At 42.5% G+C, this 24122-nt stretch carries 21 protein-coding genes; 9 read left to right on the top strand and 12 right to left on the bottom strand.

Going from position 1 to position 24122, the window contains the following annotated elements; all coding sequences use genetic code 11:
* Positions 1–48: 48 nt before the first annotated feature.
* From ACLD71_RS04930 to ACLD71_RS04900, 7 genes are read left to right on the top strand one after another with little or no spacing between them, the layout of a single operon-like run.
* Positions 49–1242 carry a glycine C-acetyltransferase gene (locus ACLD71_RS04930; RefSeq protein ID WP_411993326.1) on the top strand — a complete coding sequence of 398 codons (1194 nt, stop codon included), beginning with the start codon at positions 49–51 and terminating at the stop codon, positions 1240–1242.
* Between the two features lie 2 nt (positions 1243–1244).
* Positions 1245–2270: an L-threonine 3-dehydrogenase gene (tdh, locus tag ACLD71_RS04925; protein WP_411994829.1), complete on the top strand. Its 1026-nt coding sequence runs from the start codon at positions 1245–1247 to the stop codon at positions 2268–2270.
* A 27-nt stretch (positions 2271–2297) separates the two neighbouring features.
* Positions 2298–3029 carry a DUF4422 domain-containing protein gene (locus ACLD71_RS04920; protein ID WP_411993325.1) on the top strand — a complete coding sequence of 244 codons (732 nt, stop codon included), beginning with the start codon at positions 2298–2300 and terminating at the stop codon, positions 3027–3029.
* On the top strand, positions 3026–4123 hold the full coding sequence (gene glf, locus ACLD71_RS04915) for a UDP-galactopyranose mutase (protein ID WP_411993324.1): 1098 nt from the start codon (positions 3026–3028) through the stop codon (positions 4121–4123). The genes ACLD71_RS04920 and glf overlap by 4 nt, the downstream gene beginning before the upstream one ends.
* A gap of 24 nt (positions 4124–4147) precedes the next feature.
* Positions 4148–5566 (top strand): capsule assembly Wzi family protein, encoded by a 1419-nt coding sequence (locus ACLD71_RS04910; protein WP_411993323.1) that lies wholly within the window; start codon positions 4148–4150, stop codon positions 5564–5566.
* Positions 5547–6095, top strand: a complete 549-nt coding sequence (locus ACLD71_RS04905; protein ID WP_411993321.1) for an outer membrane beta-barrel protein — start codon at positions 5547–5549, stop codon at positions 6093–6095. The genes ACLD71_RS04910 and ACLD71_RS04905 overlap by 20 nt, the downstream gene beginning before the upstream one ends.
* Positions 6096–6106: 11 nt before the next feature.
* Complete coding sequence (locus ACLD71_RS04900; protein ID WP_411993320.1) at positions 6107–7150, top strand: glycosyltransferase; 1044 nt, start codon at positions 6107–6109, stop codon at positions 7148–7150.
* Positions 7151–7154: 4 nt separating this feature from the next.
* Here ACLD71_RS04900 and ACLD71_RS04895 read toward each other — a convergent pair whose 3' ends face one another.
* The 9 genes from ACLD71_RS04895 to ACLD71_RS04855 form a co-directional block, all read right to left on the bottom strand.
* Positions 7155–7850 (bottom strand): hypothetical protein, encoded by a 696-nt coding sequence (locus tag ACLD71_RS04895; RefSeq protein ID WP_411993318.1) that lies wholly within the window; start codon positions 7848–7850, stop codon positions 7155–7157.
* 180 nt (positions 7851–8030) lie between these two features.
* Positions 8031–8564 carry an acyltransferase gene (locus ACLD71_RS04890; RefSeq protein ID WP_411993317.1) on the bottom strand — a complete coding sequence of 178 codons (534 nt, stop codon included), beginning with the start codon at positions 8562–8564 and terminating at the stop codon, positions 8031–8033.
* Position 8565: 1 nt separating this feature from the next.
* A complete protein-coding gene (locus ACLD71_RS04885; RefSeq protein ID WP_303552593.1) occupies positions 8566–9483 on the bottom strand; it encodes a glycosyltransferase family 9 protein in 918 nt (305 codons plus the stop codon).
* A 279-nt stretch (positions 9484–9762) separates the two neighbouring features.
* The gene (locus tag ACLD71_RS04880; protein WP_411993316.1) at positions 9763–10509 is read right to left on the bottom strand and encodes a glycosyltransferase family 2 protein; all 747 of its coding nucleotides are present in this window, start codon (positions 10507–10509) and stop codon (positions 9763–9765) included.
* Positions 10506–11927: a capsular biosynthesis protein gene (locus tag ACLD71_RS04875; RefSeq protein WP_411993315.1), complete on the bottom strand. Its 1422-nt coding sequence runs from the start codon at positions 11925–11927 to the stop codon at positions 10506–10508. The genes ACLD71_RS04880 and ACLD71_RS04875 overlap by 4 nt, the downstream gene beginning before the upstream one ends.
* A gap of 157 nt (positions 11928–12084) precedes the next feature.
* Entirely contained in the window at positions 12085–12468 is a 384-nt protein-coding gene (locus tag ACLD71_RS04870; RefSeq protein WP_411993314.1) for a capsular biosynthesis protein, read from the bottom strand.
* A 10-nt stretch (positions 12469–12478) separates the two neighbouring features.
* Positions 12479–13363 carry a hypothetical protein gene (locus tag ACLD71_RS04865; RefSeq protein ID WP_411993313.1) on the bottom strand — a complete coding sequence of 295 codons (885 nt, stop codon included), beginning with the start codon at positions 13361–13363 and terminating at the stop codon, positions 12479–12481.
* Positions 13360–14202 carry a glycosyltransferase gene (locus ACLD71_RS04860; RefSeq protein WP_411993312.1) on the bottom strand — a complete coding sequence of 281 codons (843 nt, stop codon included), beginning with the start codon at positions 14200–14202 and terminating at the stop codon, positions 13360–13362. The genes ACLD71_RS04865 and ACLD71_RS04860 overlap by 4 nt, the downstream gene beginning before the upstream one ends.
* A gap of 2 nt (positions 14203–14204) precedes the next feature.
* On the bottom strand, positions 14205–15992 hold the full coding sequence (locus ACLD71_RS04855) for a polysaccharide deacetylase family protein (protein ID WP_411993311.1): 1788 nt from the start codon (positions 15990–15992) through the stop codon (positions 14205–14207).
* Between the two features lie 256 nt (positions 15993–16248).
* On the opposite strand from ACLD71_RS04855, the gene ACLD71_RS04850 reads away from it, so the two are divergent.
* Together ACLD71_RS04850 and ACLD71_RS04845 are read left to right on the top strand one after the other, a co-directional pair.
* Complete coding sequence (locus ACLD71_RS04850; RefSeq protein WP_411993310.1) at positions 16249–19290, top strand: ABC transporter substrate binding protein; 3042 nt, start codon at positions 16249–16251, stop codon at positions 19288–19290.
* 113 nt (positions 19291–19403) lie between these two features.
* A complete protein-coding gene (locus tag ACLD71_RS04845; RefSeq protein WP_411994827.1) occupies positions 19404–20096 on the top strand; it encodes a class I SAM-dependent methyltransferase in 693 nt (230 codons plus the stop codon).
* Positions 20097–20768: 672 nt separating this feature from the next.
* Here the strand turns inward: ACLD71_RS04845 and ACLD71_RS04840 are convergent.
* The 3 genes from ACLD71_RS04840 to ACLD71_RS04830 form a co-directional block, all read right to left on the bottom strand.
* Positions 20769–21179 carry a GNAT family N-acetyltransferase gene (locus ACLD71_RS04840; RefSeq protein WP_137674423.1) on the bottom strand — a complete coding sequence of 137 codons (411 nt, stop codon included), beginning with the start codon at positions 21177–21179 and terminating at the stop codon, positions 20769–20771.
* Positions 21176–22369: an enoyl-ACP reductase FabV gene (fabV, locus tag ACLD71_RS04835; protein ID WP_411993309.1), complete on the bottom strand. Its 1194-nt coding sequence runs from the start codon at positions 22367–22369 to the stop codon at positions 21176–21178. The genes ACLD71_RS04840 and fabV overlap by 4 nt, the downstream gene beginning before the upstream one ends.
* Before the next feature lie 101 nt (positions 22370–22470).
* Positions 22471–24114 (bottom strand): diguanylate cyclase domain-containing protein, encoded by a 1644-nt coding sequence (locus ACLD71_RS04830; RefSeq protein WP_411993307.1) that lies wholly within the window; start codon positions 24112–24114, stop codon positions 22471–22473.
* Positions 24115–24122 lie beyond the last annotated feature (8 nt).

The following is a 24122-nucleotide window of genomic DNA, read 5'->3' as shown; positions in this document are numbered from 1 at the left end:
TAAAGCACTATAATTCAGCTAATTTTCTGGATTTAAATAGGGTTTGGTATGACAGCCGCTTTCTCAGCATTCATTTCACAACAACTGCAACAAGTTAAAGATGACGGTTTATATAAAAGTGAACGGGTCATTAGTTCGCAACAGCAAGCCTCTATTGCGGTTGACCAAGGTCAAGCAGTTAACTTTTGTGCCAATAACTATTTAGGTTTAGCCAATTCTCCAGCGCTTATTCAAGCAGCCAAAGATGGCCTAGATAGCCACGGCTTTGGCGCTGCTTCAGTGCGTTTTATTTGTGGTACTCAAGATATTCACAAGCGCTTAGAGCAAGGCTTGAGCGAATTTCTGGGTATGCAAGACACCATTCTTTACTCTTCATGCTTTGATGCCAATGCGGGTTTATTCGAAACCTTGCTGGGCCCTGAAGATGCCATTATCTCCGATGCTTTAAATCACGCATCTATTATCGACGGCGTTCGCTTATGTAAAGCGAAACGCTTTAGATATGCCAACAACAACCTTGCTGAGTTAGAGCAATGTTTAAAAGAAGCCGATGCAGCAGGTGCACGTTTTAAACTTATCGCCACCGATGGTGTATTCTCAATGGATGGAGTCATTGCCAAGCTCCCCGGCATTTGTGACTTAGCGGATAAGTACAATGCGATGGTGATGGTAGATGATTCTCACGCCGTGGGTTTTGTTGGTGAGCAAGGTCGCGGTACCCATGAATATCATCAAGTGATGGATAGAGTCGACATTATTACCGGAACTTTAGGTAAAGCTATGGGTGGCGCTTCGGGTGGTTTTACGTCTGCCAAAAAAGAGGTGATAGATTGGTTGCGTCAGCGCTCGCGTCCGTATTTGTTTTCAAACTCCTTAGCACCATCAATTGTGAGAGCGTCTTTAAAAGTGTTGGAATTACTTACCGAAGGCGATGCTCTGCGTAAGCAGCTTTGGGATAATGTTAGCTACTTTAGAACCGAAATGAGCAAGGCAGGGTTTACCCTTGCGGGCGCTGATCATGCGATTATTCCAGTGATGTTAGGCGATGCCAAACTGGCAAGCACCTTTGCTGACAAATTACTAGAACGTGGTATTTATGTGATTGGTTTTTCCTTCCCTGTGGTACCTAAAGGTCAAGCGCGTATTCGTACGCAAATTTCTGCGGCACATACGCCAGAACAATTAGCCCATGCGGTTAAAGCCTTTACCGAGGTAGGTAAAGAGCTTGGAGTAATAGCATGAGCATTAAGGCTTTAGCGAAAACCAAAGCAGAGCCAGGCATTTGGATGACTCAAGTTGAGATGCCAGAGCTTGGTCATAACGACTTACTGATTAAAATTAATAAAACAGCGATTTGTGGCACCGACGTACATATTTACAATTGGGATGAGTGGTCACAAAAAACCATTCCTGTGTCAATGGTGGTGGGCCATGAATATGCTGGAGAAGTAGTTGAAATAGGCCAAGAAGTAAGAGGTTTTGCTATTGGCGATCGCGTTTCGGGAGAAGGGCACATTACCTGTGGCCATTGCCGAAACTGCCGCGGTGGGCGTACCCACCTATGCCGCAATACCGTTGGTGTGGGTGTTAATCGCACCGGCTGTTTTTCTGAATATTTAGTGATACCAGCAGTAAATGCTTTTAAGTTACCCGATGAAATTAGTGATGATTTAGCGGCTATTTTTGACCCTTTTGGTAACGCCGTACATAGTGCTTTGTCCTTCGACTTAGTGGGCGAAGATGTATTGATTACAGGTGCAGGGCCAATTGGCGTAATGGCAGCAGCCATTTGTAAGCATGTGGGCGCGCGTCATGTGGTCGTCACCGATGTAAACGACTACCGTTTGGAGTTAGCCAAAAAAATGGGCGCAACTCGAGTAGTGAACGTGGCTAAGCAATCACTTAACGACACCATGGCTGAGCTTAAAATGACTGAAGGTTTCGATGTAGGCCTTGAAATGTCTGGTGTGCCCAGTGCCTTTAGCTCAATGCTTGAGCTAATGAACCATGGCGGTAAAGTAGCCATGTTGGGTATTCCCCCTAGCGACATGGGCATTGATTGGAGCCAAGTGATCTTTAAAGGCCTTGTGATTAAAGGTATTTATGGCAGAGAGATGTTTGAAACATGGTATAAAATGGCATCTTTGGTACAATCTGGCCTCGATTTAAGCCCCATTATTACTCACCACTACTCTGTTGATGATTTTCAACAAGGTTTTGACGCAATGCGCTCAGGACAGAGTGGTAAAGTGATTTTAGATTGGCGCTAGTTAAAATTTCAAGGAAGTAACTCGCAAATGACTATGCATGTTGTATCTCATAAGCCTTTTGAACTTCCAAATGCTTTAGGGTATCAACCAATATATGTTGGTGAAACAATGGCTAGCGATACCCATCATGATTCTAGTTATGCTAATAATATTGCAGACAAAAATGCTTACTATTGCGAGTTAACTGCTCTTTATGCTTTGTGGAAACATACAAACGAGGACGTTGTGGGTATCTCCCATTATCGACGTTACTTTGTAATTAAAGAGTATCGAGGGATTTTTAAGTATTTGTTAAAGGATAAGGCGTACCCGCAAGAAGTTTGGAGGCAGCAGTTTGCTAAAGGCTATGATTTGATTCTACCTCGACCGATGAAGTTGGGCTCTAGCGTTGCTGCACATTACAGGAAGCATCATGACTTGGCTGATTTAATGTTGGTTCGAGAGGTTCTTCAAGATACTGATGTTAGTTCGGTGTTTTACTTTGACCAAGCTATGGCTTCTGGTGAGTACCATGGCTTAAACATGCTCATTGCGCCGAAAAGCATATTTGATTGCTATTGCTCTTGGTTATTCCCGATATTGTTTACTCTTGAGCAGCGTCTTGATATGGCATCCCGAACGCTTTACCAACAACGTGTTTTTGGTTTTGTGTCGGAACGCTTGATTGATGTTTGGCTGTTAAAAGAGACTAAACTTAAATATCTCGAAGTACCCACTATTACCTTAGACGAAAAGCCGTTTGTAAGAGGCATCCAATGAACTATGACTTGCTTGTAGTTGGTTCAGGCTTATTTGGTGCGGTCACAGCCTACAAAGCTAAGCAACAAGGCTTAAATGTACTGGTCGTTGAAAAACGTCATCATCTAGGGGGCAACATTTATTGTGAAGACAACGATGGCATCAAAGTACACAAATATGGCGCCCACATATTTCATACCAGTAATAAAGAAGTGTGGGATTTTGTTAATGGTTTTGTGGATTTCAATCGCTTTACAAATTCGCCGTTAGCGCTGTCAAAAGGAAAGCTTTATAACTTACCTTTCAATATGAATACTTTTGCTCAGATTTGGGGGGTTAAAACGCCGAAACAAGCATTGGACATAATTGAAGAGCAGCGAAGGGGGGTGAAAGGTGAACCGCAAAATCTTGAACAACAAGCCATTGCGTTGGTTGGCAAAGATATCTATGAATTGCTGATAAAAGAGTATACAGAGAAGCAGTGGGGGCGCGATTGTAAAGACTTACCCGCCTTTATCATTAAGCGACTTCCTCTGCGTTTTACTTTTGACAACAACTACTTCAACGATACTTATCAAGGGATACCTGTAGATGGGTATAACCCCTTAATCGAAGGTCTTTTAGTTGGGATTGATGTAGAAATGAATACTGATTTCTTGAAGCAGAAAGCTCACTATCAAACACTTGCAAAAGAGGTCGTATATACCGGCCCCATTGATGCTTATTATGATTTTTGTTTTGGTAAATTAGACTACCGTTCTCTGCACTTTAACACGCAGCGCTTGGAGCAAGATAATTACCAAGGAAACGCAGTAGTTAATTATATTGACAAAGAAGTTGCTTATACTCGGGTTATTGAGCATAAACACTTTGCGTTGGATGCTGATACTAAACACACAGTGATTTCAGAAGAATCACCACTGGAATGGCGCGAGGGTTTGGAGCGCTACTACCCAGTGAACGATGATAAAAACATGCAATTGTATAAACGCTACCGCCAATTGAGTAAAGGCACTGAAGCTGTTCATTTCGGTGGCCGTTTGGCAGAATATAAATACTACGACATGGATAAAGTGATCGCTTCGGCGTTGCACTTCAGTAAACGATTCTTATAAGCTTAATTTAAAAGGAATTTCCTCTTGCTTCTCACACTTACACGATTAAGGCAGCCAACGTTAGCTTGGCTAAGCTTGTTATTTGTTGGCTTTAGTAGCTATGCGCAAGTATCGTTGTATTTGCCTCTAAATCAAAATGCAGGCATTGAATCTGATATTGAAAAATTAGTCACTATTACTTCCGCCCCTGGTTTAAAAAGACCTTATCCGGTCAATCAAATTCGTCATTACGCAGAACAAATAACGGAGGCTTACCCTAGCTTATATGCGCGCATTGATACTTATTTGAAGCGTTACGAGCAAGATTGGGCGCTTACCGATGCGAATGTAGAGCTTTCTTTAGGTCATGGCGAGCAAAGTTTAGCCAACGCTCGAGGTCAGAAAGTTGAAGATAATTTTCAGGCAAGTATACGCGGTCATTGGCGTGCCACCGACTGGGCTGCAGCTTCATTAGGTGCTCATTACACTCAAGCAAATCAATTAAATCCGACTGAAACCTTTGTCGCCTTAGGCTTTGACTGGATGCAGTTAGACGTAGGAATGCGAGAGCATTGGTACTCGCCTTTTAATGATTCGTCTATGCTAATGAGCACCCATGCTCAGGTTTCTCCGTCTATCACCTTAAGTAATTCTGAGCCGCTTACACCTTGGCGTTTCCAGTACGAATTTTTTTACAGCAAATTGGAAGAAGTTGATTGTATACGTGTTAAGGGGGAGTGTCGCCAAGATCGACCGGAGCTTTTAAGTTTCCAACTATCTCTTATGCCGGTGGATTGGTGGCAAATAGGTATAACTCGTAACCTTCAATATGGCGGTGATGGCGTTGACCGCTCTTGGTCAGATATTCTCGAAGCCTTAGTATGCCCAACGTGTGTTCAAAGCAACGCCAACGATGATGCGTGGGGCAATCAATTGATGAGCATCCAAAGTCGTTTTAACATCGATGTTGGTCAGCCGATGAGTGTATATTTTGAGTATGGTGGCGAAGATACTGCAAACGATCGTGATTATGAGCTTGGAAATATCACTATGGGAGCAGGCGTTTACTTACCCATGTTAACTTCGCAATCTTCGTTGAGAGTTGAATGGAATAGCTGGCAATCATCTTGGTATAGTCACTGGATGTATCAAAATGGCTTTACCAATAATGGCAATGTAATGGGGCATTGGGGTGCCGGAAACCGTAAAGACATTAATGAAGGCGTTGGTGCTAACGCCTTCTCTTTTAAATACGAGCGTATGCTAAGCAATCAGGAACAACTGTTTACTACTTTGCGTTACATTAAAAATGATAGTTACTATTCGGATTATAGCCCTGGTTTTGAGCTGGATATGATGTATAGCTTTAATTTATTTGGTTACGATGTTGCAGCGGGTTTCTTAGCTGGTCGTGATACTTCGAAAGATTCTTATGGAAGAGTATATGCACAATATCATTTGTAGACTGTTAGCACTTATAACATTTATTTTCGCTGGCAGTGCCTATGCTGAGCCACTATCGCTGAAGGATACACAGTTTATCCCTTCGGTTAACCTAGGTTTAGGCGTGCAGGAGGTTGGTGTTGGTAACAATACTGAAAAAGTACTCGCCAGTGACATAGCTGTTGAAGTTCATGGAGTGTTTTCTGATAACTTCCAATTAGGTCTTGGCGCAGGTTTTATTGGTGACTTATCTAATTTTGAAGCGCAAAACTCTTACTGGTACTTAAAGGCCGTAGATGCTCGTTATCGTTTGTTTGATCAGCTTTATTTTGGGGCGTATGCAGGCGGGCAAATGAGTAATCGCTACCACACAGCATTTGGTTTGTTGTATGGCGGCTATTTGCGCTATGAGTTTAGCCCACGCTGGTCACTAAGCGGTGAATATCGTTCTACATCGAATGATGCGGATGATAATTTATCTCGCCCTCCTGGTGAATCGAACTTACGTGACTACGACATGCTTCAGCTGCGTGTAGGCTACTCTTTTTAATTTAGGGCAATATGACAACTAAAAGCTTTGTATTTATTATTGATGATCTTTATGGCGGTGGTGCAGAGAAGGTATTGCTCACCGTTGCTAGCGGTTTAGCTAGTCGCGGTAACGACGTACAGGTGTGGCTATTACGAAACAAAATAGAACACAAGATACCAGACAACCTAGACGTAACCGTATTAGACATCATTACTCCCTTTACCAAAGCTTTTGACAATAGCCTTATTCAAAAGTGGCAAGCACTACGTGTACAAAGAGAATTAGATAAACAGCAAATAGATGTGTTGATTTGTTGTTCAAGCGACAAGGTTGGTGCTCACCTACGCCACGCTAATCAGTATTTTTGGCTGCATGCAGATTATTCTGAAAGTAAGGCTAAACACATTACTAAGTTTAAACGTCGTTACAACGGCAAGCATCTGTTATGCGTATCTGATGGTGTAGCCAATAGCATAGAGACTATCGGCATTAAGCCTGCAAGCAATCAGGTGCTTTGGAACCCGATCGACTTTAATTTTATTCAGCGAGAAGCCTGCGCAGAAAACCCTGCTATCCAAGGAGGCTACTTTGTTTGTGTCGCTGCTTTGGAAGACCGCAAGGGGCATAAGGCATTGTTTGAAGCTTTTGCCACTAGCGAAGTATCCGAGAGCCTAGTATTGCTGGGCAAAGGAAAGATAGAAGCAGAGTTAAAGCAATATGCAACAGAGCTAGGTATTGCTGACCGTGTAGTTTTTGCTGGATTTCAAACTAACCCTTACCCGTATATAAAGCACGCTAAAGCACTACTTTTAAGCTCGAGTAAAGAAGGGGCTCCGCTGGTTTTGGTGGAAGCGCTTATGCTAAAAACGCCACTTCTTGCGATGGATTGCCCTTCAGGACCTAAAGAAATATTAGGTTATGCCGGTTTAAACGATTATTTAATTCCATTAGGAAATGTGAGCGCATTTTCTGAAGGTTTGAAGCGCTTAAGCGTTGCACCTCCATCTATTACTGAAGAATGTTATCAACGCTTTATGCCAGATAATGCACTTAAAGAGTTTGAGCGTCTTTAATCAGCTAAATAGACGGCAGACGTTTCTTAATACTATTTTTTAGCTTTTCTAGTTTCGGCTCTTTCACGTAGGCGGGCATATCTAAAGGATATTTATCTAAATGAGCCACGGACTCAGCCAGACTTATATTACGTAGCCGGATTTCAGCTAGAAACTGGTAAGCTAGCTGATCCCAGGGCTCTTTGTTACCCCAATAGTGTTTGATCAAAGGCTCTGCTTCCAAAGTTTTCCCTGATGAAGTTACCGCTAGCGCAATAGAGAGTTGCTCGATAAAAGTCTGCCTCAAGCCGCTATCTAACATAGCCTCACAAATGGCTTTAGCTTTTTGCATTACTTTTGCGGGTTGGTTATTTTTAGCTATCGCCACAACACCTGAATTCCACATAGCACTGCTGCCAATAACCGCTTGCTCTGCAAATGTTTGACCTAACGTGCCGTCACTAATAGCTTTCGCGTTTCCTTTTAATTTGGGCGTGCCTAATTCATATTCTTTTTTGTGTAAGTAATTGACGCCTTTGTCTAATTCGGTCGCAATCGCTTCAAGATCGCTAACGCACGCTGTATCTGTGTCTAGAAAAATACAATGCTCATCAGACTTTAACTCACAAATAGACAAAATCGCTTCAATTTTAGTGAGAAAGAAAAAGTCATACTTGCCTCGCCAAGTTGTTAACTCTTCTTTTGATTTTTCAACAATCACCGCGCTATCAGATATCCACTTATAAAAATGAGGTGCGTCGGTGACCACATATATTTTAAAGTCGCGATCTTTAGGTGTGTTCGCCAGCAGAGTCGCTAAAGAAAACGCTAACTGAGTGTGATAAGCCAGCCTTGGTCCGGTTGCTAAAAAAATATAATTGAGAGGAGTCATTGAATACCTTTAGGTCATGTACTTGTTCCACGAATAACTATGCCACGCTTTTTGGCTAGCGAGTTGTTCGTAGTGTTCTTTATCACGGTAACTGAATACTTTTGCAGGATGCCCGCCAGCGATGGCTAAGGCTGGGATTGAACCAGTAACAACACTTCGGGCTTGAATTACTGCGCCATCACCTATGTTGGCACCACCTAAAATCAGCACGTTTTCGCCAATCCAAACATTATTACCTATGGTGACTTCTTTGTGGATCCAGCTAGAGTCAAACGGTAGCTCTTGCCCTTGGTAATTATGCCAAGAAGAGGTAATTTCTAATCCAATAGCTGAATGAAAATTATCGCCTATGGTAATTTTCCCTTCACCGGATAAATGGGCACCATCAAAGTTAACGTTGTCACCTAAGTGAGTATTACCGGTGACTTTAACTTTTTTATTGCACCAAATACTGCCTTTAATGGAACCCGCTTGTTTACGAACCCTTTTTTCAAAATACCAGCGTCGTAGTTGCTTCTTTTTCAGATTCAGGTAGCTACTCATATTACTCTTCACTTTCTGCAAGTAACTTTAGTTCGGTAATAGCTTGAATTGCTTTATTAAACACTTTGTCTACCGATGCGATACTCTTATCTGGGTTGTATACGATATAGTGGGCTTCGTAAGTCGGGAGGTAACGATAAGGCACTGTACCAATAAAAATACCTAAGGTAGGGGTATGGGTTGCGATGGCTACGTTGCGGATCCCTGTGTCATTTGAGATGACTAAAGAAGCCTTAGCCAAATGCTCAGTAACGCCATCTATTGATAATAGTGGCTGTACTCGCACATTGGTATTGTTAGTAATAACCGCTTCCCAACCCTGCTGTGTTTCTTCGGGCTTAGTGCCTTCAAGTAATACAAAGTCTAGTTGTGGATAACTCTTAGCCAGTTGCTCGATTACCTGCTTGTATTGGTCTAGAGGGTAGCATTTGCTGGGAGCTGCAGAGCCCGTAAAAAAACTCACGTAGGGTGTGTGCGTATCCCTTACCTGGCGGTTATCAGGTAATTGAAAATCTAAAGGTAAGCTAGGTTGATGACCAAAAAACATCAACATTTGCAGCATTACCTCAGCCTCACAGGAAAAAGAACTGCGCTTCAGGCAAATATCATAAAGCATGCGAGCTTGCAGATCGCGATGTGGGTAGCTTACTTTCAACTTAGCTTTTGTGAGCAAGGTTATGTAACTTGAGCGATTGGTGCAGACTAAATCAAAGATAATATCTTGCTCAGGCAGAGCATTTAGTTGCTTAAAGCGTTCTTTTAAGGGGCCGTGACGCTGATCTTTACCCGGCACAATGTGCACGCTATCTGCTAAGTCTATTGGCGCACCGAGCTGAGAGTCTGTGGTAATACTTAAAGTGATATGAGCGTTAGGAAAAAACTTACGAGTTTCTAAAATAAAAGGGCGAGTAACTATCATGTCTCCTAACGCGGCTTGACGAATGATAGTTATACGCTTGACAGAATCAGGGTGGAAGCTGGGAAGTATTGTTTTCGCTTTTTTGCTGATATATACACCATCATCATTCCAACAATAGCCCATGGATTACATTTTCCTATATAGATTGCTTTAAGCGTTTAAAATTGCAGTGAAAAGATTAATTTCAGTATAGTCATTATATAATAGGCTAAGGGCAATGTCGCATATGGTTAATATGAAAAAAATCATTAGTTGCTATCTAGTGATTCAAATTTGAACTTATAGTTGCCGATCGCCTTTAAATGCGATGTATTCTTCTGGTACACCACAAAAAATAACTTGTTCCCGGCCTATTAAGTCGTAGTGTATTTTCCCCCCTCTTTTTAGTAACAGATTATAAAGAGGCGCTACGTATATCTCTCCTTTCTCCCATTCACTTTTAGGTTTGGCCGCATACTCGAAATATACCTCAAGATAAGCTTTAAATGATTTAAAGTGATAAAGCCCAGTACAACATAAGTCTGAGATCTGTCTCTTTTCGGCTGTTTCTATAACTTCTGTCGAGGAATTATTTAACGGTTTAACAAACGACCAGTTTTCTCCACTACCGCGAAAGACTTCTAAATAACCATCATCTAACTCTTCTAGGTTTGGAAATACGAAATCGGGTCTAAAAGTGTCTATATTAAAAATTGTTATAGGGGAGTCGATAGCATCAGAACGCTTATTATCCCAATCTATGAGCCCCAAAGTCACGGTCTCTGCCTGTCCTCGAGTTTCTTGGTCTAAAGTTACTATGGAGTAGTTAATTATTCCCATTGCAGACGCTTGCTGAGTGATGAAATCACATGAGTTTAAGGTGTCACGGACAATGAACAAAAATGGGGTATTATTAAAGTATTTTCTAAAGCTTCCTACTGAGTGCGCAAATAGCGTTTTCCCCTGAGCTTCTAGCATGTACTTTGGAATACTGTAGCCTGACTTATAGAATCGAGAGCTAAGACCTGCCATGGGAATTACTATCATTCTTCAAACCTCTTCATTGTGAAGTATAATCTAATAGCATTTGCAAATAACGCTTGCTGGCGAACGTTATCGTCATTATGCAATGGAAGCATCGAAAAAAATAAATGCACTTGCATTGCCAACAAACTCACAGCAGAAATGGAGAACTCTCGTTCTACGAGGTTTATAAAAAATTGTTGAATTTCTTTGAGTTGCGGGCTTTCTTCGATGTGAAAGTGTATATTAAAGTTTGTTGTTTCTACTTCATAATATCCAGCAATAAGCCAATCGTACATCCCAATAACTGAATGGCTTAGCTTCGCTATATCATAACGAATATCCCCAAAAAGAGTTGGTTCGCCAGCACTGGTCATGCCTCTTGGGTCAATTGTTTTGATTTTATTTGCTCTAAAGTCATAAAGCACATTACTAAAGCAGAAGTCGCCGTGAAGAATGGTTAGACCATCCCTTGAAGTAATATTAGGAAGGTGTTTAGCGCAGTCATTTAACATCGCTTCAATGGAGATTGGTTTCTCGTTATTGTATTGCCATTTATCAGTCAACGAGATGCTTTTGCTTATGCAGTATTTTTCAAGTCGATGGTAAGTTTTTTGTTCCAACAGTTCAGGTAATAAATTGACTGATACGGTGCTCGGTGCCTTTTCTTGTTGGCAAGACTTCAAAAAGTTAACGCATCCACTTAAAATTTGCTCCCAATTACTTAGCGCTAGGTCTCCAAATACGTATAGCTCATTTAACGCTGTTAAGTGTAAGTACTCTAAACGATAAGATATGCGGCCGTGCTTCTGCTGAGAGCCCAAATATTGAGGAATAAAGCCACGTAGCGAAAAAGGTAGTTTATTAAACCAATTTGCTTCAGCAGAAATCTTTTTATTGTTCGACGATGCCTTCTCAACCCACTCTGATGTAATTATCAGTTCATTGAACGCCCGTTGAGTTGTGAAATTAGCTTTAGAGCGATAGTAACTATTTACATGTCCAAAATCTAACCAATGCTCGGAGTAGATTGTCGTTAGCCCTACTTGGTCACGGTAGTTGTTGAGCCCTTCAAGAAACTGCCAATTACATTGAGTCATAGCTCTGATTAATTGGCGAGGTTTACTGAAATTAAAATAACCATTAACTACATTGTGAGCGTCGCTTTTTATTTCTTGCTCACTGGTTTTTAACCAATGAGACTCATCAGTGGTTACTATTGCCCAATCGTAACTTTCTTTTACATCAGAGACACAAACTATGTTCTCACCTAAGGGGAGTTCAGATAAAAGCGTGTCGCCAAATAAGATATGTAGGGAAGTATCTAAATTATGTTCTGATAGGTTTAAAGCAGCTACTAGAGATGCACCTAAACTGATGCCTTCTGGTGTATAGATTATTGATACGTTATTTGCCTGCAACCAGCTAACATCCGTTTTCATTATTCTATATGACTCGGGAACAGATAAGAAGATAGCCACATCTTTTGGAGCTAAACTGATTTGTTGTTGGAATAATCGCCTATTTGCTAAAGGCAAAAAACTGGGGGAAGCTTTCCAAATTCAGATTGTAACTCTTGTCCTACATAGGCAGCTGACATTATAAGGAACATACTTTTTCCTTATCTAATAATTCTGTTATTTCTTGGCTTGAAAGACTAGTAAATTCAGAAGGTCTAATAGACTTGTCATCGATGTAAAAGCCTTCGTGGCCGCACCAAGGTTTACCTATCAGAATTTCATCATATGGGACATTGTGTCTATCTAACCACTCTGTGATAGTTGGTAATGTATGGATATTTATTTTGCCAACGTTCCCTTCGTACGTCCGCATATTGCGAGCTGTTGAAATAACAATACAGAAGCCTTTAGCTTTGTAATGGATTAACTTCTCTATTACATCTAGACGCGGTAATACTACTTTATAATCACTAGTGTTCGCTTGGGTAATCGTGCCATCTAAATCTACAATCAGCTTTTTCATTTTACCTTACCTAGACTGCTTTTTGTTTATTTCTAAGTCTTTTAAAAAATCGTTTAATCAAATACTTGGTTTTATAATAGCCAATATAGTGGCTAGCGAGTTTATCGTTATGAATCTTGATTTCTTTTTTTTGCTCGGCAGTTAATTTGAGATTAAAGATACTATCTAGACCACCTTGAATTTGTATATTGTTTAAGATTTCTGGATCGGTATCTTTAGGTGGGTTATACACGACATGGTAATCTTCATAGCGAACCCATTGTTTGATTACTTGTGATTTTCTAACACGGAATTTAAGAAAAAATTCTGGATTTCTTGCTTTCAAAGAAAAATTCTTCTCGAAGTGCTTAAAGCCATCAAATTTCCATATAGACTTAAAGTCATCCACCCTAGCAAGCATAATGTGGTCTGATATCCATGCGGGCTGAACTACTTTGTTATCACTTAAGTAAATTTTATTTGAAGCCCAATTAATGCCTTTGAAAAAGTTTGGCTGTAGCAAACTTATATCCGTTCGCATCCGGAGCACATGAGTATATTTGCTTCCGCTAGGATCGTTATCTACGCAATGAATTAGTTTATTAATCGCGCTAAACATACCAAACATAGCACCTACAGTTGAATGCGTGTCGGTCCATTCACCGTATCGCTCTTTTATGTCTTTGTTCTCAGGAGCACTGTCAATGATGAGTGTTTGACATTTTTGAGATAATTGAAAGACTTTGCTTAGGTTAGTTTCATCGGTTCTTTTTTTGTTTGATGTATCTTCCTTCCACACATGAATAAAAAAATCGAAAGGTACTGGTATATCAGAGGCTTCAAGTGAGCAAATAACTCTGTCAATATAACGCAGCGGCCCGCTAATCAGTATGGCTAGTCGATGGTCAGGTTTCATTGTGATCGTGTCAATGTTGTTTTTTTGAATGCTTTAAGCGATTGTAAAGGAAAGAAAAGAAAATCTTTGGCTTTCAATTTTAAGCTTTGATGCCCTTTAAAGTTCATAATCTTAAGACGTGTTTCGCTTTCAGAATAAGAGGAATATAAATGTTTATGCTTTTGATATAGAGCTAGCGTTGCATCATAAGTATTCTCGGAACTAGATATTCGTTGCTGTTCGTGGCGAACATCAACAACATAACTGCATTCATTGAAGCGATATGCATCGCCATATTTGGCAATTAGGCTGATCCAAGTATCATGGTCTTGAAATTTTTTGATATTTAAATCAAAACCACCGACTCCTCTTAATCGAGCCGTCTCAGCAAAGACTTGATTGCCACAAACATTAGCTTTCATAATTTGAGCCAGTGAGACCTTTTGCTCGCGATTTTTATAGGATTGCGAAGTGCTTCCATCCTTTTCTAAAACATCTCTGTTGTCACAAATAAAAGCGTACTTTGAGTCGTAGTTATCAATAAAAAACTGTAAACGATTCGGTTTGAAATAATCATCATCGTCTAAGCCGGTAATAAACTTTCCCTGAGCCTTACTAATAGCTAAATTTCGATTAAAGTTAGCACCAGATTGTTTATCATTTCTGAGGTAATTTATTCGGGATTCTATCGCTGCATATTTGTCTAAAATAGAAACTACGTCTTTATTTGAGGCATCATCAATGATTATCAGCTCCCAATCTTCAAAACCTTGGCTTATAACGGATTCGATAGCTCGTGCCAACATTGCTGGGCGATTATAACTTGTAATGTAGACCGTAATAACGGGAAAGTTTTGCATATTTAGCTATCCGCTTTTATATTTTTTTTGTAGGTGTAGTTTCCTTTAATTTTTCGCCACAAGCCAAATTTGGTCGTGCTTGGGAACATCACAATCCGTCGTATTTGTTGTAAATCTTGGTGCATGCCTACTGGGCCAGAATCAGTAGCCACTGTGTAAGTATAGCCTGCTTGCTTTGCCTGTTTTTTGGTTAGTTGATTATGATTGCCGTATGGGTAGGCAAAGGTGTTTAGCTTGCGCCCCAACAACTCTTCTAGTTCCGCTTTGTTTTGCTCTATTTCTCGTTGTTGCTCGGCTTCACTTAATTCTGCTAACTTTGGATGAGTCACTGTATGCCCGCCTATTTCCACATAACCACTTTGGTCTATCTTGCGCATAGTCTCGGGGTTCATTAGCTCAAACCGTTGGTCAGGTTTTGTAGGGTGGCTTACATCCCATTGGTTATGATCGGTACCACTCACGGCATAAATCACTGCTTTAAACTGATATTTTTTGAGCAAGGGCAGCAACAAATCGTAATTATCTTGGTAGCCATCATCAAAGGTAAGAATGATATAGCGTTTACCGTGGTTAAAGCGATGCTCAAGCCCTACTTTTGCTAACTCGCTAAAAGTAATGGGGGTTAGCCCCATCCACTTAATGGTTTGAAAATGCTCTTCTAATCGCTGCACCGTAACATAAGTCCCATAAGCGCCATGTTGCGTTGGATCGTCAATCACCCGGTGATACATAATGATGGGTACTTCGCGCTGTTTGGTATAAACGTAAGCGCTTTGATAAATATCTAAGAGCTTTTTAGATACTTCATCAAGGTCGTACTCAGCTTTTATAGCTGTAACTAATTGCTCACTTACGGCGGTGTTTTGCGGCAAATCTAAGAGTTGCTTTGCAAGTTGCTGATAGTCGATATCCAGCTCAGTTTTACCGTCATCGGCTACATCACCAAAATTGCTGGCTAGCGCTGCGGGTAAATTACCCAAGGTGATAAATCCTAATGCTTTAGCTTCGCCCACTGCAAACACAGGCTTTTGGCACAACAGCGCTTCCATTGCGACACGCCCGGCACCTATGACCAAATCAGCTTGGCTAATTGTCGAGCGAATGTTGTCGCTGTATCCACAAAACTCTACTTTGTTTTCAAACTCAGCAAAGCGTGGCTCCACTTTACTACCGCTAATCACTTGTACTTGGTTGGCATCTAAATCAATGCATTGTTTAAGCAATTGATAAACAAGCTCGCCTTTGGGACCGGTTAATCGCCCGATGATTTGAATAATGGGTTTATCGTTATTGGCAGCTGGGAGCGGAGAAAATTGTTGGCTATCAACGCCATTGCGAACCACACTGACTTGTTCGCTAGGCACGCCTAAGTCACGAATAATTTGCTGAGCGATGTTTTCACATACTGCGACAGCATGATAACCGAGGGCGTGAAACTTTTTGCGTGAACGGTGCACTGGTTGGCGACCATGCACACTGGTAACCATTGGCGTGTTAGTTAACTTACAGGCGATATAAGAAGACCACCCAGAAGCACGGCTATGTGCATGGACCAGTTGAATTTTATATCTAAGAATTAGATAGATAAGGTAGAATACGTGCCATACTCTGCGGGGTAAGCTGCGTTTATTGAAACGTAATCTAAAGTGTTGTCCTTGATGGGGGCAACTTAAGGTATCAGAGACGTAAAATACTTGATGTCCTCGCTGAGTTAGCCGATCGCCAACTTGAGTGGCGTAGACTTCGGCTCCGGTCACTTCGAGTTGTGATAGAGCCATCAAAATATTCATAAATATGATAAACCTTGCTGTAGTTTGATAGCATATTCTACAGAAGAGGCTTGGTTCCGCCTAGTAGTAGGTTCAAGCTCTGAAAATATGAGTAAAAACGGATAGTTGGTGACAAAGGTGGCGGTTTATTTCTGTGGGTAAGTGTTTAACAAGCGGCTCTTCACTCATCAACTCAAAGTTCAGCTATTTGGGTTTGCTTGGCTTGCTGTTACTTTGTTTGGTTTGTTCTGCTGAAGCCCGCACTGCTCGAGTCCTCATGCTCAATTCTTACCAGGCGGGTATGCAATGGGATGCCAGTTTTGACTTAGGTTTGCGCCAGCAAGTTGGCGACCGTTCGGTATGGATGTTTAACCACCGTATTGAACCTTCTCCTAATCAAGACCCCAGTTACCGCTTAGCCCAGTTTGATTTACTGAATGAAATTATTCTCTATTACCAGTTTGATTTAGTGGTGAGCGTAGGTGAGCAAGCGCTTAATATTGCTCTCGCTTTGCAAGATGAGGGCATCTTGCAAGCCCCCATTGTGGCTGCTGGCGCTGACTTGTCTGCCTATATGGGGCCGCGAGAACGGCGAATTACTGGTATTCATGAGCAACTCGCTATTCGCGAAAACCTGTTACTTATTCGTCAATTAATCCCCGATTTAGAAGCCGTTCACTTATTGATTGATGACCAGCCTGGCAGTGAACATATTCGCAAAGAATTTATTCAATTGGCCGATCAGCTAGCTATTCCCTATACCCTTTGGCAAGAGCAAGATTACGAAGAAGTAAAAGCTAAAACGTCGTTACTTAGTGCCAATGAGGCGATTTTATTGGGGGTTTTACAACAAGCGCCAACCGGGAAAACTCAGTTAACCGAGCAACGGGTTCAGTCTTTATCTATGGTATCGCGCGCGCCCATGTACAGCCTTTGGGAGTATGCGGTGGGTAATGGTGCGGTCGGTGGATTTGTTACCCAGCCTAAACCTTTAGGCGAAGCGATTGGTAATATGGTGTTAAAAGTATTGCTTGGTACCGACGTACGTGATGTTGCGATTAATACGCGCGGTCCGCAAACCTATTTGTTTGATAGTACTCAACTAAACCGCTGGAAGGTGTCTCGGGCTAATTTGGCCACAGGAAGTGAGTATTTAAATCAGCAGGCCTACCAATCGTGGTCGCAGCGCTACCAAACGAGTTTGATGATGACAGGGCTGAGCTTGTTCGCTGGGCTACTGTTGTTTGCTTTGTGGCGGGCTTACGGCCGCGCTAGAGCACATTTGGTGCAGCAGAAAAAGCAGTTATCGTCGGTATTTAGTAAAACCGAGCAAGCCTGCGCGCTGTTGGACGAGAACGGCCATGTCTTGTTAATCAATCAAGCACTAATGGATTTATTGGGTGACCGCGCGGGTTTTATTATTGGAAATTCATTGCTCGATAGCCACATTTGGGAACATCAGTCGGCGCTTAAGCAGCAGTTGCGAGAAGGTATTGCTAAAAGTTTGAGTGGCGACGCGGTGCATTTTCAAGCCGAGTTTGATCAAGGCAAACACAGTATTCTGTATGATTTTGCTATGAGCCCGCAGCTCGACCAAAGCAATCGGGTTGAGCAAGTGGTACTGGAAATGAGAAACCTTGCACTGATTCAGCAGCAACATCGTCAACTTAAGCAAAGCGAAACCCATTACCGATTACTGTTTGAACAAAGCCCAGCCTTGTTAATGTTGGTGAATCGCTTGGGGGTGATTGTTTGTTGTAACAAAGTGGCGGCTAAGCATTTGGGTTATCCCCGTAAGCAACTAGAACTGTCGCAATTACGCAGTTTATACGGTGAGGCAGAGCAGCAAACGACTTTGTTGGAATACCTAGACACTGTGGGCAAGCACAAAGTTACTCGCCAAATTGCTTATCGCAATAGTAAAAACCAGCAACTTTGGTTTAAAGAGTCGTTTGTGAGAATGGCTGAAGAAGATGTATTTATGTTGGTATGTGAAGACGTTACCGCTACTCGCAGCCTAGCCGAAGAGTTGGACTTTCATGCAAACTTTGATTTGCTCACCGGTATATACAACCGTGGCTTTTTTGAGCGGCGTTTAGAGCTACTGTTAGGATCAAGCCAAGATAACCAACTGCACGCTTTGTTGTTCATTGATTTAGCCCAGTTCAAAGTTATCAACGATACCTTTGGTCATGGCTCGGGTGACCAAGCGCTTAAACAGGTTGCCGGAGTCTTAGAGCAGCTATTGCCACGCTCAGCCATTGTTGCCCGTTTGGGAAGCGACGAGTTTGCCATCTTATTAGAGGCTTGTTCGCAGCAAGACAGTTTAGATTTTGCTAATCGGGTTATCGACAGACTTAACGATAGTCATTATGTGCGTGATGAGCGGATGTTTAGTTTTGGTTGTAGCATTGGCTTAACCTTGTTTCAGCAGCAACAAGGTTCAGCTCAAGAGCTGATTGCACAAGCCGACAATGCCTGTTTCACGGCAAAATCTCTTGGTCGAAATCGGGTTTATTTGTACCAAATGGATGACCAAATGCTGCTCGAGCGGCAAGGCCAAATGGAATGGGTCACTCGTATTCAACAAGCGCTGCGCGAAGAACGCTTCTTGTTATACGCGCAAGCGATAGTGCCGGTTACCGCTATTGATGATGATTATCTGCATTATGAAGTGCTATTGCGAATGATTGACGAAGCGGGTCGAATTGTACCGCCTGGGGCCTTTTTACCAGCCGCTGAAAATTACAATTTGGCTGACCAAATTGATAAAGTCGTTATTGCTAAAAGCCTGCAATGGTTAGCCGAAAATCCTGGCCACCTTACCCGATTAAACATGTGTTCAATGAACCTGTCTGGGCAATCTTTAGGTAGTGCCGAATTCGTTGAATGGCTGCTAAATACGCTAGAAAACAGTGCGTTGCCAATGAACAAATTGTGTTTCGAAACCACTGAAACCGTAGCGATTGCCAATTTAGATATTGCTACCGAGTTCTTTAACAAAGTAAGGCAATTGGGCTGTAAAATTGCTCTGGATGATTTTGGTTCTGGGCTATCGTCGTTTGGTTATCTTAAAAACCTGCCGATTGATTACCTGAAAATTGATGGCATCTTCATTCGTGATTTAGAGAATGACCACATGGATGCGGCAATTGTAAAAAGCATCAATCAAATGGCGCATGTTATGGGTAAGAAAACCATTGCCGAGTTTGTTGAGAACGATGGGATTAATCAAATTCTGTCGGAAATTGGTGTCGATTATGCTCAGGGCTACCATTTTGGTAAGCCAGTACCTATCGAGATGTTAGTGCTTAACTAGCCGCGACTAGATAAACTAGCCACCTTATTTTTTCTTGGAGAGCTCGATTGAGTAACCAGCAACCACGTTTATTTTGTGAAGACAGCGCTAAGCCAGAATATGCCGCGAGTTTAGTGCAGCGTTTTGCGTTGCAGCTGTGTACGCAACTACCTGCTAGTGGTTTTTGCTTGATACTTGATGAAGATAGCTTGCGTTTACGCTGGTGCGATGAGGCCAAGTTGGGAGATATCTCTGTGGACTTTCTTGCCGGCAGGGCTGCTCATCGTCGTCAATATGGCGGCGCAGAAGCCGTTAGCAAGGCCGTAGGTGTTAAGAAGGGTCAACGCCCTAGTGTAATTGATGGAACCGCTGGTTTAGGCCGTGACGCCTTTGTGTTGGCTAACCTAGGCTGCCAAGTCACCATGCTTGAGCGTTCTCCGTGGGTAGCTGCTTTGTTAGCCGACGGTTTGCGCCGTGCAGAAGCTGACTCGACGATTGGTGAATGGGTGAGTGAACGAATGAGCCTAATTCACGCTAGTAGTATTAGCGATTTACCCCAGCATCAGTTACAGGCTGATGTAGTGTATTTAGATCCCATGTATCCACACCGCAAAAAATCGGCGCAAGTGAAAAAAGAAATGCGTATCTTTCAACACTTGGTGGGTGCCGATGTTGATGCAGATCTATTACTTGAGCAAGCCTTTGCTGCAGCTACTAAACGTGTAATCGTAAAACGGCCTAATTACGCCGAGCCTTTAGCCGGTAAAGCGGCACAGAATCATCTTGAAACCAAAACTCACCGCTTTGATATTTATTCAATCAACTAGGGGCTGTTGATCTTTGCTGATGGTTTTTGCAGCAATTTCTTAGCCATTTAGGCAAGGCAGTGAGTGTGCAGTTAAGTGGGCTTAATAATCACTCGCTAACGCAGAATAAATGGCTAAGAAATGCTGCCCGAAGGGTTCGGATAAGCGAACTTTACTCTTTGTTAAGCACTTCTTGCTTAGCCCACTAGGCTTCTAAGTGCTCGCCGCGATTAAAGCCCGCTTATCTCGAACAAAATTTCAACACCAAAGATCAACAGACCCTAGTGTTAGCTAAAATCATTTAAAAACTGTATTTGGCGGCTCTTGGTTGCACAATAAATCCATTATCTATTGATATCTCTCAATATTTTTTCGCTAACCTGCGCTTATAGCGATATCGCCCTTACAGATGGTTGGTTGATATAAATGAGCAAAAACAGCAGCTTAAGTTCAAGCTATGAGCTTACAGCTCAATTCCTTGATCTGGATCACGTATCGGTTGACTTTAAGTGAGCTCGATCTAGTTTCTTGTGATTGAAAAGGAAAATACTTGCATCAAGAAAACGCTATCATTACTCTATTTTTATCGCGCCAAGGATTGGAGCGGTATCGAAAGAAATAAGATCTGACCTTTGTTGACCGACAGAAAAACTGGAGAAGCGATTGCTTCTCCTTTTTTTTGTGAAAAATTACTTAGCGCAGTGGTTTCGACATTTTCACGTAGTCTACACCGTGTTTATCAAATACCTCACTGGTCACGCTGAAACCCAAACCTTGATAAAAGCTAATCGCGCTGCAGCGAGCGTCAAACCAAAATAGTTCCAGCATGGTGGATTGCTGTAGTGCAACTAAATGTAGCAACATATGGCTGCCAAAGCCCTTGCTTTGATGTTCAGCTAAACACGCAAATTTACGCAAGCGAATATGCTTATTTTCTACAAATAAAGATGCCACCATGATGAGTTTTCCGTCCAGCCAGCCACCGTAATGTTGGCCAGTGGCATCTTCGGCCACACGGCAAAATGCTTGGTCATGATCTGGCCAAAGTACCTGCTGACGAATGTCTAAGGTTTGCTCTGCGTCTATGCGAGTAATAGTTATCATGGCTGTAGTTTTTCTAATTCACTCATATCAACACTTTGTTGGTAGTTAATACCCTCTACAGCAAAGCCATTCAGGCGCATAAAGGCAGCTTTGTACCCACTAAAATCAGTGAGTTGTTTAAAATTAGCTGGGCTTATCGCGTTATAACGTTGATCGATTTGTTGCTGAACTTGAGTGCTGAGCTCTAGATCATCGATGCGGATTTGCTTAAGGCTATCAAGGCGTACTTGGCCATCTTCAGGGTATAGGTGTTGGCTAAACAAGCGGTAAGCTTGCTCAATACATTCTTCATGAATACCGAGCTCTTTCATCACTTGGTAGAGCAAGGCGATGTAAGGTGACATCACCGGGATATATACACTGGCTTTGGTGACTAAGGCTTTACAAACACAAGCGTAGGCATGGCCATTGAGCTGCTTGTTGAGTTGAGTGTCTAACTCTTGTGCGGTGGCGTGCAGGTGCTGTTTTGCGCGGCCGATGGTACCGTCACGATATATTGCTGCAGTGCGCTCTGGCCCAACGTAGGAGTAGGCTATGGTATTGCACGCTTCGGCTAGCACGTCTGCTTGCTGTAAGGCATCTATCCAGTTTCGCCATTCATCGCCACCCATGACTTTGGTAGTGGCTTCTACTTCTTCGGTATTGGCTACCTCAACGGATTGCGCTTCTAGTTGTTCTGTTTCCAAATTGATGCTGTAACCATGCATCGCTTTGTCGGTTGTTTTGAGTACCGATTGCCACACTCCTGACGCCGTTTTTCGCTTGCCGGTGGCAAGGCTATAAATCACTAAGTCCACTTTGCCACCAAACTGATTTTTGATGTAGGCAATGACTTGCTCACGCATGGCTGGGTTAAACGCATCGCCTACAAAGTTTTTGGCTATTAAACCTCGTTGCTCGGCTAATTCTCTGCAGTAGATATTGTTGTACCAACCGGCGCTACCCACGCCTTTTTCACTAGGGCCGCGTTCAAAAGATACCCCAATGGTGTCAGCACCTCCGCCAACAGCGAGGGCAAGTCTTGAGGCTAAACCAAAGCCAGAAGACGCACCCAATATCAGTACTTTTTTGGCGCCATTAAAAGGCGCTTGTTGCTGAATATAATCGGCTTGCTGCTGAAGATAGGCTTTACATCCAGGGGGATGGCAATTACGCGCTACGTTACCGCTTAGCTGCGGAGAAATTAGCATGATGGCTCCAAGAATAGGGTCGTAGAAGATCCAGTGTAGCGTACTTTATCGGCGGAAATCGCAATCAATATCAAGCTAAGTTTGCTCAGTACGTTGCGAGTTTACAGCGACTCTTGAATGGCTAGCGGTTTGGTCTTTCGTTTGCGTTGCGCTTTCTGCTGATACATGGTCATGTCGGCGCGATAAAACAGTTGCTCAGGGTCTTGGCATTCGTCAGTTGTGGCACAACCAAAGCTGATCCCACTATGCGCTGAGCCATTGAGCTGGACTATTTTATCGGCAATGGCGAGTTTTTCGTCCATGTCGCTGCGGTTTAAATGTATAGAAAAGGCGGCAAATTCGTCTCCGCCGATACGGAATAACTGCACTTTTTCTGTTAGCACCATGCTCAGCGCTTCCGCCACCAGTTTAATCAGCTTGTCACCTTCTTGGTGGCCAGATTGATCATTAATACTTTTTAAGTAATCGATATCGACTAAGGCTAAGCATGTAGATTGGCTGTCGGTAAATTCAATATTGTTTACGTACTCATTAAATGCGTAGCGGTTTTTTAGATTGGTGAGTGCATCGAGGCGCGCGGCATCACGTTCTTGATTGAGCTGTTGAGTGACCAGCAACGATTCTAAAGTGAGCCGTTTAAACTTGTAGTGTAAAGCTAAAGACATAAACAGGGTGCTAAGTACGCAGCTAATAATTACCGAGAGATCAGCAGCCAATAGGGTTGTGCTATTTTTTGGCACCATAGACATAGTGAGTAGCATGGCTGGAATCAGCAGCAATAACGTCGATAGAATAAACATTTGAGCTTGTTTTGAACCCTGGCGCCAGCACTGCAGCGCGCTGGCTAAGGCTAACGAGATCCATAACACAACTACGCTATAAATCAGCACCACCGCATAATTAACCCAAATGGCAGCAATGGGGACGGCAATAATACTCAGCCCCACAATATAGCGGCTGGCATGCCATAGTCGTGGAGCGTACTTTTCTAAGTTGAGAAATCGGCTATAGAACAACACGCTAAATACCGGAATCGCTAAAATGGGTAACAGGTGGATGCTGAGTAGTTTGATGTGAAAGAGGTGTACCCCAACATGAAAGATAAACCCCAACGATAAGGTAATTGAAAACAAATAAGTGCTGAAATAAGCAAACACCCTATCTTGTTGCACTAAACCTACCGCCCCATTGTAAATAGCTAGAATGAGCAGGGCCCCTAAACAGAGAGTAATAACACTGGCTCGCCAATGATAAAGCTGGGTCATTTCAGATTTTAGGCCAAAACTCAGTTGCGGCTGGTCGGTATAGTACTGGCTGGAGATACGAGTAATCAGCCAATAACCGCCTAAAGTGGGCGTATCTATGTGTCGCGCATAGCTGAATAGGTAGTCGTAGGAATGCAAATAACCACTGCTCAGGTGGCGAATTTGATTACCTTCTGAATACAAGTAATAGTCGATGTTTTCTATTACTGGTCCCTCTACATTGGTGATCCATTGATTGGGCTCTGTAATATTCAATTTTTTAACTAACCAGTAGCTCCCACCGGTGAGGCTTACCCGCTCTGCTTTGTTTAGTTTGTTTAACCAAAGCGGAATATCGCTGTAACGATGCGGCAATACTTGCTGGTCTTCTGCATAATAGATCTGTTGCGAACTAGCACTGAAAGGAGCAGCAGATAGCGATGGCGCAAAGGCCACAAGTGCCGCTATAACTAGCGTAAGTAAACATCTAGGAAAAGACATAAGCGTTT

Source organism: Agarivorans sp. DSG3-1 (assembly GCF_046774965.1).
Lineage (GTDB): Bacteria > Pseudomonadota > Gammaproteobacteria > Enterobacterales > Celerinatantimonadaceae > Agarivorans.
This window is presented reverse-complemented; position numbering and strand designations above follow the sequence as displayed.